Origin of the sequence: Kitasatospora sp. NPDC085464, from assembly GCF_044541955.1 — a bacterium.
In the GTDB taxonomy this organism is placed as follows: domain Bacteria; phylum Actinomycetota; class Actinomycetes; order Streptomycetales; family Streptomycetaceae; genus Kitasatospora.
The window spans coordinates 35,113-48,062 of record NZ_JBITTM010000011.1 but is presented as its reverse complement, the minus strand read 5'-3'; the positions used below and the strand labels follow the sequence as shown (position 1 = coordinate 48,062).

Sequence of the window (12,950 nt, the reverse complement as noted above, 5' to 3'; positions counted from 1 at the left end):
CAGGGGTCCGGCCGCCCCGCTCACCTGCGTGCGTCCACCAGTCGCGCACCCGTGCGGTACAGCTCGACCAGCAGCGGGCGGAGCGCCCGCCCGGCGGGCGTCAACCGGTACGAGGTCCGCACCGGGAAGCCCGCCAACCGCTCACGGACCGCCAACTCCCGCTCGACCAAGGCCTGCAGGCGCTCGGCGAGCACCTTCGAGCTGATCTCCGGAAGCCGCGCCCGCAGCTCCCCGTACGAGGCGGGGCCGTGCATCAGCTCCCGCAGCACCAGCGTCGTCCACCGGCCCGCCACCGCGGCCAGCGCCACCTCCACCGGGCAGTCCGTCTCGGGCCGCGCGGTACGGCCGCGCTCGTCCGGCACCAACTCCCCGTCCCAGTGGAAGCCTTCGACCCGTCCGTCACCGTCACTTCCCGTTTGGTGACCTACGGCGCACCCGTCTTCACTGCTTACATGACTCACCCCACCAGCCTCCCCGTGAGCACCGACCCGGCACAACACCCGGCCGTCTTCGCCGCCGCCTTCAACTCCGGTGACCCCGCCCTCCTCGCGCAGGTCTACGAACCCGGCGCCGTCTTCGTCCCGTCCCCGGGGAGCGCGGTCGCCGGAGCCGAACTCCACCGCGCCAACGCGGAGTTCCTCGCCCTCGGGCTGCCGATCACCGTCCGCCCCCGGCACACCTACGTCGCCGACGACATCGCCCTGCTCATCGTCGACTGGGAGATCACCGGCACCGCCCCGGACGGCACCACCGTCCACCTCACCGGCACCGCCACCGACGTCGCCCGGCGTGACGCCTCCGGCCGCTGGCGCTACGTGATCGACAACCCGTTCGGCACGGCGGGGCCCTGAGCGCGGGATCAGCCGGCCCGCTCCTTCGGGTTGACCGTGCAGAAGCAGACCAGGCCGGCCCGCCGGTCGAAGGAGAAACCGCCCTGGTAGTGGTCCCCGGTGACCGACCGGTCGAACACCTCGCTGTGCAGCCAGTCCCTGGGCTCGCCCAGCTCGGCCGCGAGCGCCGAAGGGGACGCGGCAGCCGATGCGCTCCTCCTTCCAGGTGCCGGTCGACGTGATGGCCGCCGGCTTCGCCGGATCGACCTCGGCGAAGCCGTCCACCGTCACATCGGCCGGCCCCGGAACCGCCGGGCGGGGATCGGGGCTCCCCGGGGTGGCACCGATCCACCGCGCCGCCGGCAGCTCGCCCAGCTCCGGAAGCGGCGCTGCAACGGGCCGGCGTCCTGCCGTACTGGAAGTACTTCTCGCACCTCAGGGCGCCGTCCGCGGAGGACAGCCGGACGAACACGCCGTACCCGGCGTCCTCGACCGAACCGTGCCGCCAGGTGCCGGCGAACGGCGACGCCGCCGAGGATCCGGCCTTGGTCCTGGCCCTGGCCTTGGCCTTGGCCCCGGTTCTGGCCTTGGTTCAGACCCGCATGTTCTGGGTGGCGGTGGCGGTGGAGGTCGTGGTGGCGACCGCGGTGGGCGGGGTGGTGCTGCCGGCGGTGGTGCCGAGCGTGCGCTCGACCTTGGAGACGGCGGTGCGGTACTGCATCGAGGCCGTCTGCGAGTCAGTTCCGTCACGCTGGAAGTAACCGAAGGCCATGGCGACCGTACCGAAGCGCTCGATGCCGACGAAGGCGTTGAGTTGGACACCGGCCAGGGTGCCGTCGAGGCGGACCGCCGGGGCGTCCTGCCGGTCGCCGAGCGTGACCGGGGTGACGGTGAAGGTCACGGTGTCCTCGGTGCCGGCGTTGAAGGTGATGGTGTGACAGCTCCGAAGGGCGTCGGCCGCCGAGTTGAAGTCCGAGGTGAGCTGGTCGGACGCCTCTGCGGCAAGGGCCTCGGTGACCATCGGGTTGCCGTCCGGGCCGTCGAGTTCGGTCTCGGCGCGCGAGTTCGCGAGGCCGGGCTGGGTGGCGTGCATGTTGATCAGGGCGCTGAGCGCGTCACAGCCGCTGACCGGGCTCGGGTTCTCGCCCGGACTGGGGCTCTCGGTGGCGGGCACCTCGGTGAAGTCGGGGCCGAGGTCGGCCGCGGTGAGCAGGGCCGACTTCAGCTGATCGGCGGAGGGCAGGTCCTGGGCGGGCGCGGCCGACGCCAGCTGCGTCGGGCCGAGTGCGACCGCCGCGACGACGGCTGCGGCGATGACGGCGTGGAGCGGCCTGGGAAGAGACATGCAGGCCCCCGGTCGAGAGTTCGGGCAGGGACAGGCAACCAGTGTCCCACCGGGGGCCGGGAGCGGCGCGCGGGGAGGGCATCGCCGCAGGTCAGGACGGGTGCGAGCACGGGAACGGCGCTACGCCGGCCTCGGCCGGGGGCGGTCCGGGACCGGCTCGGGCGAGGCTTCAGGCGTGGTTCGGGGAGAGGGATTCGAGGGTCTCGGCGAGCCACTCCACCCAGAAGGTCTCCAGCCCGATCCCGGCCCGCAGCACCGCGTGCTGGAGCCGGTTCTCGCCGCCCTCCTTCTCTACCGGGAAGTCGCGCCGTTCGATCTCCAGGTAGTCGGCCAACTGCGCGCGGTGAAGCGCCAGGTGGCGTTCCAGCTCGGCTGCCAGACCGTCCGTGCCGACCACCGCCGCGGCCCGGAGACGCAGCAGCAGCGGCTCCCGGACGGCGCGCGGCGGGGCGCCCTCGGCCGTCCAGCGAGCCAGTTCGGCACGGCCCTCCGGCAGGACTTCGTACTCCTTCTTCTGCCCGCGCACCGGCCCGTCCGGCTGGAGGGCCCGGATGTGACCGGAGGCCTCCAGCCGGCCCAGCTCGCGGTAGATCTGCTGGTGGGTGGCGGGCCAGAAGAAGCCGATCGACTTGTCGAACCGCCTGGTCAGCTCCAGCCCCGAGGACGGCTTCTCCAGCAGGGCGGTGAGGATGGCGTGTGGCAGCGACATGCCGACGATCCTAGAGGCGCATCAGCAGGTCGGATGGCCAGGCCATGAGCGGACCTCATGGAGCCAGGCCATGAGCGGGCCTCATGGAGCGGAGTCATGAGCAGGTCTCATGACCCACCCCTCATGAGAAGGTCTCATGGCCGCGCCCATGAGCAGCTCTCATGGCCACCCGCATGAGTTTCCTGAGTCAACCCCTATGCCGCCAGAGCCGCCTCGGTGACCGTTTTGACCTTGTTGTTCGCTTGGTGGGTGTCGGGGTCGTAGGGCGTGCCGTCACGTCGGCAGGCCCAGATCACCCGCAGCCAGGCGCGGGCGAGGATACGGACGGCGTGGGGATGGCGCTTCTTGCGGGCGCGGGCGTCGGTGTAGATCTTCGCGGCCCAGTCGCTGCCGTGCCGGCTGTTGTCGGCGAACGTGGTGATCGCGACGCGGGCTCTGCGGTTGGTCGCGAACCGGAAGGTGACCGTGTGGGACTTGCCGGAGGCGCGGGTGACCGGGACGACGCCGGTCTCGGCGATGAACTGCTCGCAGGACTCGGCGCGTTCGAGGATCGGGCCGATCTCGCCGATGATCTGGCCCAGGTTGACCTTGCCGATGCGAGGCATGGCGGCCAGCAGCGGCGCCAGGGGGTGTGCCTCGACGGCGGCGGTGATCTCCTTGTCGAGGGTGCGGATGGTGGCGCGTATCGCCCGCACCAGCTGGACCTGGACGCGGATCAGCGTGGCGACGGTATCCTCGCCCAGGCGGGAGGCCGCCGTAGGGGCGGCTCGCAGGCGCTCGACCAGTTCCTTGCCGGAGCGGCGGCCGGAGTAGCTCCGGCGTTTGCACCAGGCTTCCAGCTTCGCCGGGGTGAGCTTGGCGGCGGACTGCGGGGTCGGGTAGCGGTCCAGGAAGTCGAGCGCGATGTCGCTGTCGCGGTCGGCGAAGACCGCCTTGGCGCCCGGCCACAGCTGGTCGAGCTGGGCGTCGAGTTGGTTGACAGCGGCGATGCGGGCCTCGACGTGGTCGGCGCGCTGGCGGGTGAGGGCCTGCAGTTCCAGGGTCCTGGGGTCGGTCGGGGTGATGCGCCGCAGCTGGTGGCCGTCGGTGCGCAGGTAATCGGCGAGCTTGTGGCTGTCCCCGGCGTCGGTCTTGGCCTTGGAGGCGCCCCAGCGAGGGCGCATGGCGTGGAAGGCGTTGGGGTGCACCGGCACCACGGGGTGGCCGGCCGCCAGCAGCCGGTCCACGACCAGGCCGCGGGTGGTCTCGATCGCCACCGGCAGGTCGGCCGGATCGCCGTGCCGCCGCAGCCGCGCCAGCGTGGCCTCGATGCCCTGCTCGGTGTGCGCGAGTTCCCAACGGTCCACACGGGCGCCGGAGTTGTCCATGACGCTGACGTCATGGGTCTCGGTCGCCCAGTCCCATCCGATGAACACGGAAGCCGTACTCCTATGCCGCTGACGGAGCACCTGCCCGGTGGTGAGGTCGTCTGCCGGAAGCTCATTAATCGGCCCTCTGCGGGGCGTGTCCCTGAAGCCGATCAGACGGCCTCGGCCCGGCGGGGCTGGCATAACTCATGCTGGCCGACGAACGGCTCGCACACACGGCCATGCACCCACCGGGACCGAGAGGTCACAACCCTACCCAAGAGGGCTGCAGAAGGGATGGTCCTCTAATGAGCAGGCCTCATGGCCGATCCCATGAGCAGACCGCAAGGCCGCGCGCATGAGCAGGTCTCATGCGCGCGACCCCGTGGAGTGCAGCCGCTCAGAGCGAGGCGGCCAGCTCGGTGCCCTGCTTGATGGCCCGCTTGGCGTCCAGCTCGGCGGCGACGTCGGCGCCGCCGATCAGGTGCACCGCCAGGCCGCGCTCGCGCAGCGCCTCGTACAGGTCGCGGCGCGGCTCCTGCCCGGTGCAGAGCACCACGGTGTCGACGGGAAGCAGCTGGCGCTCGCCGTCCACGGTGATGTGCAGGCCGGCGTCGTCGATCAGGTCGTACGTCACGCCGGGGACCATCACGACGCCGCGGTGCTTGAGCTCGGTGCGGTGGATCCAGCCGGTGGTCTTGCCGAGCCCGGCGCCGACCTTGGTGGTCTTGCGCTGCAGCAGGTGGACGCTGCGCGGGGGCTTGGGACGCTCGGGGGCGCGCAGGCCGCCGCGCTCGCGGTACTCCGCGTCGATGCCCCACTTGGCCTGGAACACCGGCGGGTTGAGGCTGGCCTGGTCGCCCTGGTCGGTGAGGAACTCGGCCACGTCGAAGCCGATGCCGCCCGCACCGAGGATGGCGACCCGCTCGCCGACGGGCGCGCCGTCGCGCAGCACGTCGAGGTAGCCGACCACGCTGGGGTGGTCGATGCCGGGGATGTCGGCGGGGGTCCGCGGGGTGACGCCGGTGGCGATGACGAGTTCGTCGTAGCCTTCCTCGGCCAGTTGCCCGGCGGTGGCGGTGGTCCCGAGGCGCAGCGTGACGTCCAGCTCGGCGAGGCGGGTGCGGTAGTAGCGCAGGGTTTCCTCGAACTCCTCCTTGCCGGGGATGCGCCGGGCCACGTCGAGCTGTCCGCCGACCGCCTCGGCGGCGTCGTAGAGCGTGACGTCGTGGCCGCGCTCGGCGGCGGAGACGGCGAAGGCGAGGCCGGCCGGACCGGCGCCGACGACGCCGACGCGCTTGCGCACCCTGGTCGGCGCGAGGACGAGTTCGGTCTCGTGGCAGGCGCGCGGGTTGACCAGGCAGGAGGTGATCTGGAGGTTGAAGGTGTGGTCCAGGCAGGCCTGGTTGCAGCCGATGCAGGTGTTGATGGCGTCGGCGCGGTCGTCGCGCGCCTTGGCGACGAAGTCGGCGTCGGCGAGCAGCGGGCGGGCCATCGAGACCAGGTCCGCGTTGCCCTCGGCGAGCAGGCGCTCGGCGATCTCGGGGGTGTTGATGCGGTTGGTGGTGACCAGCGGGATGCCGACCTTGCCCAAGACCTTCTTCGTCACCCAGGCGAAGGCGCCGCGCGGCACCGAGGTGGCGATGGTCGGGATGCGGGCCTCATGCCAGCCGATGCCGGTGTTGATGATGCTCGCCCCGGCGGCCTCGACGGCCTGCGCGAGCTTCACGACCTCGTCCAGGGTGGAGCCGCCCGGTACCAGGTCGAGCATGGAGAGGCGGTAGACGATGATGAAGTCCTCGCCGACCCGCTCGCGGACCCTGCGGACGACCTCCACCGGGAAGCGCATCCGCCGCTCGTAGGTGCCGCCCCACTCGTCCTCGCGGTGGTTGGTCGCGGCGACGATGAACTCGTTGATCAGGTAGCCCTCGGAGCCCATGATCTCGACGCCGTCGTACCCGGCGCGGCGGGCGAGTTCGGCGCAGCGGGCGAAGTCCTCGACGGTCTGCTCGACCTGGTCGGCGGTGAGTTCGTTGGGGACGAAGGGGCTGATCGGGGCCTGGATCGCGCTGGGGGCGACCAGGTCCCGGTGGTAGGCGTAGCGGCCGAAGTGCAGGATCTGCAGGGCGATCTTCCCGCCGGCGGCGTGCACCGCGTCGGTGACCTCGCGGTGCTTGTCGGCCTCCTCCTCGGTGGTCAGCATCGCGCCGCCCTCCCAGGGGCGTCCGGCCTCGTTGGGGGCGATGCCGCCGGTGACGATGAGCCCGACGCCGCCGCGGGCGCGTTCGGCGTAGAAGGCGGCCATCCGCTGGTAGCCGTCGGGGGCTTCTTCGAGGCCGACGTGCATCGAGCCCATGATCACGCGGTTGGGCAGGGTGGTGAAGCCGAGGTCGAGCGGGCTGAGCAGGTGCGGGTAGCGGCTGCTGCCGGGGGTGGCGCTCATCGACGTCTCCTGGGGCGCGGGCTGGGTGTCGTGGTTACCGCAGGGTAGGGGACGGGTCGAGCACTATGCAACTAGTTGCATAAAGCGGGGGGGCGGCCCCGCACCCGAAGCGGCCGAACGCCGGGCGGACGGTGGGGCGCCCGCGTATCGTCGTGTCGCGGACGTCGTGGAAGTCGCGGACGTCCCGGACGTCGCAGGCTCGGGAGAGGGGGCAGCCGTGCGCGGTGGCTCGGTGGCCGTGGTCGGGGGCAGCATCGCCGGGAGCGCGTTCGCCGGGGCGGCCGCCCGGCTGGGCGCGGAACGGGTCGTGGTGCTGGAACGCAGCCCGGGCCGACTGGAGGACCGCGGTGTGGGCATCTGCACCCACAACGACCGCTTCGACGAGCTGGTCCGCGCCGGGCACCTCGCCGCGGACACCCGCCGCCACCGCCTCACCGTCCGCCGCTGGACCACCCGCGGACCGGCCGGCGAGGGCGACGGCCCGCACGGGCGCGGCCGGGTGCTCTGGGACCAGCCGTTCCCCTTCCACTCCCACCACTGGGCCGTCCTGTGGCAGGCCCTGCGCGAGCGGACGCCCGAACGGGTCGAGTACCGGCTGGGCACCACCGTCACCGCGGTCGGCGGCGACGAGCAGGCCGCCTGGACCGAGGACGCCGACGGCGGCCGCCAGTCCCACGACCTGGTGATCGGCGCGGACGGCTACCGCTCGGTGGTCCGCGAGGCCGTCTGCCCGCAGGCCGCGCCCGAGTACGCCGGGTACGTGTGCTGGCGCGGCAGCTACGACAGCGCGCTGCTGGACGAGCTGCCCGGCGGGGCGGCGGCCTGGCCGGACGAGGAGTGCATCACCGTCTGCTACCACGGCGGGCAGGTCGTGATCTACCGCATCCCCGGACTGGAGCCCGGCCGCACCCAGGTCAACTGGGTCTTCTACGCGCCGACCCCGGACTGGCTGCGCCTGGACGGTCCGACCAGCATCCCGGCCGGCGCGCTCACCGACGGGCGGCTGGACGAGCTGCGACAGCTCGCCGAGCGGCACCTGCCGCCGTACTGGGCCGGTCTGGTCACCCTCACCCCGCCCGAGCGGACCTTCCTGCAGCCCGTCTACGACCTGGCGGCCCCGCGCCGCACGGCCGGACGGTTGCTGATCGGCGGGGACGCGGCCACGGTGGTCCGGCCGCACAACACCAGCGGCGCGGTGAAGGCCCTGCAGGACGCGCACGCCTTCGAGCAGGCCGGCCGGGCCGCCGGCTCCTGGTCCTCCCTGCTGGCCGCGTACGACCGCGAACGGAGCGCGGTCGGGCGGGAGTTGGTGGACCTGGGCCGGACGCTCGGCCGGGCACAGGTCACCGCGGCGCCGGACTGGTCGACGATGGACGAGCCCGCGATGACCGCGTGGTGGCAGCACCAACTCACCGGGAGCGGCGGCTTCGGCGGCCACGCGCTCGGTCGGACCGAGCCTTCCCCGTGACCGCCGAAACCGCCGACTCCACCGAAGCCGCTGGCCCCGTCGAAGCCGCCGAGACCGCCGACTCCGCTGCGAGGATCAGACGTTGACGCCGTAGTCGGTCGCGATGCCGCGCAGACCGGAGGCGTAACCCTGGCCGATGGCGCGGAACTTCCACTCGGCGCCGTTGCGGTACAGCTCACCGAAGACCATCGCGGTCTCGGTGGAGGCGTCCTCGGTCAGGTCGTAGCGCGCAACCTCCTGGCCGTTGGCCTGGTTGACGATCCGGATGAACGCGTTGCGGACCTGGCCGAAGTTCTGCAGCCGGGCGTCGGCGTCGTAGATCGACACCGGGAAGACCACCTTGGCCACGTCGGCCGGCACCCGGTCCAGGTCGACCTTGATCTGCTCGTCGTCGCCGTCGCCGCCACCGGTCAGGTTGTCACCGCTGTGCTCGACCGAACCCTCGGGGCTGCGAAGGTTGTTGAAGAACACGAAGTGCTGGTCCGAGATCACCTTGCCGAGCGCGTTGCACAACAGCGCACTGGCGTCCAGGTCGTAGTCGGCCCCGGTGGTGGTGCGAACGTCCCAGCCGAGGCCCACGATCACGGCGCTCAGACCGGGCGCCTCCTTGCTCAGCGAGACGTTGCCGCCCTTGGCCAGCGAAACTCCCACAATGCCCTCCTCGATCTCTCCCTGCGGACGAATCTACAACACTGTAGAGATCACGAGAATCCGTCTGAAGGCGGGCTCCACCCCGGGAATTCCTCAGGGGTCGTTCCAGGGCCCCGACGGGAACCGATCACCCCGCCCGAGATTCCGTCGGCGTCACACCGGCCCCTCGATCGAGATCCGCAGGCCGCCGCCCTCGGCCCGGGCACCGCCGCCGGGCCCGGGCGACGGCCGGTCCGGGCCCTCACCACCAGCCGGTGCAGCGCCAGGACGCACTCCTCGTCCGCCAGATCGTCCCCGTACTCGTATGGACGCATCCCGCACCCCTCCCCTCCGCACCCCGGAAACCGTACCGCCGGCCACGCCGGACGGGACGGGGGGCGCCAGGCCGCAGCGCGCCGGGCCGGGGCGAGAGCGGCCGGGGCGCCCGGGTGGTGCCGCCGACCTAGACTGACGGTGGACCGCCGGTTCCGGGTTCCGGGCCCCGGGCCCCACCCCGGCCCCGGCTGCGGCGCCCCCGCGGGAGGTACCCATGCGCCAGCGGCACAGCTTCCACGTAGACCAGGGCGGGCACTCCGTCACCGTCAACGTCCGCTCCGGCTGGATCACCGAGACCGAGCTGCTGGTGGACGGCAAGGAGTGCGCCTTCCACCGCGTCCACGGGCACGGCAGCTACCCGATGACCCTCTCCTCCCAGCTCGCCGATGAACCTCCCCGGCCGCTCGCGGTCACCCTGGACCGCACCGGCAAGGCCGAGCACCCGCTCTCCTGCGTCCTGGCGCTCGCCGGCGCCGAGCTCCCGATGCCGGAGCGCACGGCCCGCTGAAGCCCCTCGCGGGGACCGGTTTGCCCACGGATACTACGAAACCGTATTGTCCGAATACGTGACACCCGAGAACGCAGCTGCCCCCGACCGGTCCGCCCTGCTGGCCCTCCAGCGTGCGACGCACGCCACGCTGCAGCTGCTCGCCGCCGAGCTGGTCGACCTCGACCTGACCGCCTCCGAGATCAACGCGCTGGCCAACCTCGCCGACGGACGCGGCCGGACGGTCTCAGAACTCGGCGCCGCCGTCGGCACCCGGCCGACCACGCTGACCGGCATCCTGGACCGGCTGGAGCGCCGCGGCCACATCACCCGCGGCGCCCGCGCCGGGGACCGCCGCTCGGTGCTGATCGAACTCACCGCCACCGGCCGGCTCACCGCCGACACCATCCGGCGAACCATGACCGACCTCGAACGCCGAGCACTCGGCGACCTCTCCCCCGCCCAGCTGGACGGCTTCCACGCCGTGCTGCAGGCCCTGACGAAGGCTCCCGCATGACGCCCCCCATCCCCGCCCCCGGAACGAACGACGCGAACAGCAAGACCGGCACGACCGGCGGGACCGACACGACCGGCGGGACCGATACGACCGGAACGAACGGCATGAACAACACGACCGGCACGACCGGCACGACCGAACCCGACCCGTTCGGCGCGTTGCTGCGCGAGGCGATGACCGGCGCCGAGCGCTTCGGCCACCGCCAGCACGTCCGGCTCACCTGGCTCGCCGTACGCCGGCACGGCGCCACCGCCGCCCTCGACCTGATCGCCGACGGCATCCGGCGCACCGCCACCGACGCGGGGGCCCCGCAGAAGTTCCACGTCACCATGACCCGGGCCTGGGTCGAGCTGGTGGCCCACCACGCGGATGACGCAACGGACTTCGAGGAGTTCGCCGACCGCCACCCGGAGCTGCTCGACAAGGAGCTGCTCGCCCGCCACTACCGGCCCGGGACACTCGCGGGCACGCAGGCCCGGACCACCTGGGTGGAACCGGACCTGGCGCCCATCCCGCGGGCCGATCAGCACTCCTGACACTCCGTCAGAATATCCTCGACCGCCTTCCGCGCCCGCTCGGCGTCCTGGGCGACCAGCCCGATCCGGGTGCGGCGGTCGAGCACGTCGGCGACGTCCAGCGCGCCCTCGTGGGTGACCGCGTACGCGATCTCGGCGCGCGTCACGTCCAGGCCCTCGGCCACCGGCGCCGACTCGCCCGCGGCCAGCACCTCGTGGGCGGCACCGCCGTGGCGGGCCAGCAGCGAGGCGGGCGCCCCCCGCGCGGGCAGCGGCCGGCTGTCCCGGTGCCCGGGGGCGCCGACCAGCGGCAACCGGGTGGTCCAGCAGGTGCGGGCGGGCAGGCCGCGCAGCCGGACGGCGGCGTCCACCGCGTCCTCGGCCATCCGGCGGTAGGTGGTCAGCTTGCCGCCGACCACGGTGACCATCCCGGACGGGGACTCCAGCACCGCGTGCTCGCGCGAGATGTCGGCGGTGCTGCCGCCCCCGGTGTCGATCAGCGGACGCAGCCCGGCGTATGCGCCGCGCACGTCCGCCCTGGTCAGAGCGGTGGCGAGGGCGGCGTTGACGGTGTCGAGGAGGAAGGTCAGCTCGGCGTCGGTGGGCTGCGGCTCGTCCGGGACCGGGCCCGGGGCGTCCTCGTCGGTCAGGCCGATCGCGACCCTGCCGAGCTGCTGCGGCAGCGCGAAGACGAAGCGGCTGGTCGAGCCGGGCACCGGCACGGTCAGCGCCGCGGTCGGGTTCCCCAGCGCCGCCGCGTCCACCAGGACGTGGGTGCCGCGGCTGGGACGCAGCGTGATCGAGGTGTCCACCTCGCCCGCCCACACGCCGGTGGCGTTGACGACCGCGCCCGCCCGGACGTCCAGCGTCTGCCCGGTCAGCGTGTCGACCAGCCGGGCGGAGGAGCCGGTCACCGCCTCGGCCCGCGCCCTGGTCAGCACGGTCGCGCCGTACTGCGCGGCGGTGCGCGCCAGGGCGACCACCAGCCGGGCGTCGTCGACGAGTTGGCCGTCGTGTGCGACGAGCGCGCCGCGCAGGCCGGCGGTGCGGACGCCCGGCACCAGCTGCCGGGTGCGGGCGGCGTCGATCCGGCGCACCCGGGGCAGCAGCGTGCCCGGGGTGCCGGCGCTGACCCGCAGCGCGTCGCCGGCGTGGAAGCCGGCGCGGATCAGCGCGCCCTGCCCGGGGCGCAGCAGGTCCGGGAGCAGCGGCACCAGTTGGGGCAGTGCGCGGATCAGGTGCGGGGCGGTGCTGGTCATCAGCACGCCGCGCTCGACCGCGCTCTCCCGGGCCACGTTGATCCGGCCGGAGGCGAGGTAGCGCAGTCCGCCGTGCACCAGCTTGGAGCTCCAGCGGCTGGTGCCGAAGGCCAGGTCGCGGGACTCGACCAGCACGGTGCGCAGGCCGCGCGAGGCGGCGTCCAGGGCCGCCCCCGCGCCGGTGACACCGCCGCCGATCACCAGCAGGTCGATGTGCGGGTCGTCGCCGAGCGCCTCGAACTCCAGCTGGCGGCGTACGGCGTTGAGTCGGCTCGTCCCCGCGAAGGGGCCGGCGGGCGTCGTCATGGTGCGAGGTATCCGTTCAACGCTCTGGCCAGTTCGCGCCGCCAGGCCGCCTCGGGGAGCAGGGCGGCGACCATGCGGTGCGACTGGACGGTGGACTGGGCGATCAGCAGGACCATGGCGGCCAGTTCGAGCGGCTCCCCGGCCCGGATCGAGCCGTGCGCCTGGCCCTGTTCGATGCCGTTGCGCAGTGCTTCCAGCAGTCCTCGCTGGCTGGCACCGAGCCGCTCGACGACGTATTCGAGCAGGAGGTCGGAGTCGTCGGAGCGGAGCAGCGCGCCGAGCACCCGGTGGTCGCGCAGCCGGACGGAGACCTCGACGACCCGGTCCACGAAGGTCTCCCGGTCCGCCACGTCCAGCGTGGTGTCCTGCAGGGTGGCCAGGATCTCCCGGGTGAGCAGCGCGCCGATCACCGCCCGGACGTCCGGCCAGCGCCGGTAGACCGTCGGCCGGCTGACCCCGGCGCGGCGCGCGATCTCGGCCAGTTGCGTGCGGCGCATGCCGAGGTGGACCAGCAGGTCGGCGGCGGCGTCCAGGATCGCGTCGTCGGTGCTGCGGGGCTGCCCGGCTTCCGCACTGCGCGACGGCACGGCCTCCGCGCTGCGCGGCTGCACGGTTTCCGCACTGCGCGACGGCACGGCCTCCGTGCTGCCGGGCTGCGTGGTTTCCGCGCTGCGGGGCTGCTCGCCTGGGGTCGCCGACTCGGCGTTACTACTTGACATGATGTGTGAAACTGTAACGCATGGCACCTGAGACGCAAGC

13 protein-coding genes are annotated in these 12,950 nt (G+C 72.9%); 5 read left to right on the top strand and 8 right to left on the bottom strand.

Translation table 11 applies throughout. The annotated features are described in order from the left end of the window. Positions 1–20 precede the first annotated feature (20 nt). Complete coding sequence (locus ACIGG8_RS11895; protein WP_396547364.1) at positions 21–362, bottom strand: winged helix-turn-helix transcriptional regulator; 342 nt, start codon at positions 360–362, stop codon at positions 21–23. 90 nt (positions 363–452) lie between these two features. Between ACIGG8_RS11895 and ACIGG8_RS11890 the strand changes: the two genes are divergently transcribed. Next, positions 453–851, top strand: coding sequence for a YybH family protein (locus ACIGG8_RS11890; RefSeq protein WP_396547363.1), 399 nt, complete (start codon positions 453–455; stop codon positions 849–851). A gap of 571 nt (positions 852–1,422) precedes the next feature. Here the strand turns inward: ACIGG8_RS11890 and ACIGG8_RS11885 are convergent. The 4 genes from ACIGG8_RS11885 to ACIGG8_RS11870 form a co-directional block, all read right to left on the bottom strand. Continuing rightward, entirely contained in the window at positions 1,423–2,175 is a 753-nt protein-coding gene (locus tag ACIGG8_RS11885) for a hypothetical protein (protein WP_396547361.1), read from the bottom strand. 169 nt (positions 2,176–2,344) lie between these two features. Next, the gene (locus ACIGG8_RS11880) at positions 2,345–2,884 is read right to left on the bottom strand and encodes a PadR family transcriptional regulator (RefSeq protein WP_396547359.1); all 540 of its coding nucleotides are present in this window, start codon (positions 2,882–2,884) and stop codon (positions 2,345–2,347) included. A 194-nt stretch (positions 2,885–3,078) separates the two neighbouring features. Continuing rightward, positions 3,079–4,299 (bottom strand): IS110 family transposase, encoded by a 1,221-nt coding sequence (locus ACIGG8_RS11875; protein ID WP_396547358.1) that lies wholly within the window; start codon positions 4,297–4,299, stop codon positions 3,079–3,081. A 331-nt stretch (positions 4,300–4,630) separates the two neighbouring features. Continuing rightward, positions 4,631–6,673, bottom strand: coding sequence for an FAD-dependent oxidoreductase (locus ACIGG8_RS11870; protein WP_396547356.1), 2,043 nt, complete (start codon positions 6,671–6,673; stop codon positions 4,631–4,633). A 217-nt stretch (positions 6,674–6,890) separates the two neighbouring features. Here ACIGG8_RS11870 and ACIGG8_RS11865 point away from each other — a divergent pair, with 217 nt between their 5' ends. Further along, positions 6,891–8,141 (top strand): FAD-dependent monooxygenase, encoded by a 1,251-nt coding sequence (locus ACIGG8_RS11865; protein WP_396547355.1) that lies wholly within the window; start codon positions 6,891–6,893, stop codon positions 8,139–8,141. Positions 8,142–8,216: 75 nt separating this feature from the next. On the opposite strand, the gene ACIGG8_RS11860 is transcribed toward ACIGG8_RS11865, so the two are convergent. Then, positions 8,217–8,792: a TerD family protein gene (locus ACIGG8_RS11860; RefSeq protein ID WP_350519172.1), complete on the bottom strand. Its 576-nt coding sequence runs from the start codon at positions 8,790–8,792 to the stop codon at positions 8,217–8,219. Positions 8,793–9,321: 529 nt separating this feature from the next. Between ACIGG8_RS11860 and ACIGG8_RS11855 the strand changes: the two genes are divergently transcribed. Genes ACIGG8_RS11855 through ACIGG8_RS11845 form a run of 3 tightly spaced genes read left to right on the top strand, consistent with a single transcriptional unit; the run spans position 9,322 to position 10,647 of the window. Next, entirely contained in the window at positions 9,322–9,615 is a 294-nt protein-coding gene (locus tag ACIGG8_RS11855) for a hypothetical protein (protein WP_396547353.1), read from the top strand. A 58-nt stretch (positions 9,616–9,673) separates the two neighbouring features. Further along, complete coding sequence (locus ACIGG8_RS11850; protein WP_396547351.1) at positions 9,674–10,111, top strand: MarR family winged helix-turn-helix transcriptional regulator; 438 nt, start codon at positions 9,674–9,676, stop codon at positions 10,109–10,111. Further along, positions 10,108–10,647, top strand: coding sequence for a hypothetical protein (locus tag ACIGG8_RS11845; protein WP_396547349.1), 540 nt, complete (start codon positions 10,108–10,110; stop codon positions 10,645–10,647). The genes ACIGG8_RS11850 and ACIGG8_RS11845 overlap by 4 nt, the downstream gene beginning before the upstream one ends. Here the strand turns inward: ACIGG8_RS11845 and ACIGG8_RS11840 are convergent. Together ACIGG8_RS11840 and ACIGG8_RS11835 are read right to left on the bottom strand one after the other, a co-directional pair. Next, positions 10,635–12,191 carry a glycerol-3-phosphate dehydrogenase/oxidase gene (locus ACIGG8_RS11840; RefSeq protein ID WP_396547347.1) on the bottom strand — a complete coding sequence of 519 codons (1,557 nt, stop codon included), beginning with the start codon at positions 12,189–12,191 and terminating at the stop codon, positions 10,635–10,637. The two genes, ACIGG8_RS11845 and ACIGG8_RS11840, sit on opposite strands and share 13 nt — an antisense overlap. Next, a complete protein-coding gene (locus ACIGG8_RS11835) occupies positions 12,188–12,910 on the bottom strand; it encodes a TetR/AcrR family transcriptional regulator (protein ID WP_396547345.1) in 723 nt (240 codons plus the stop codon). Before ACIGG8_RS11835 ends, ACIGG8_RS11840 begins: the two co-directional genes overlap by 4 nt. Positions 12,911–12,950 lie beyond the last annotated feature (40 nt).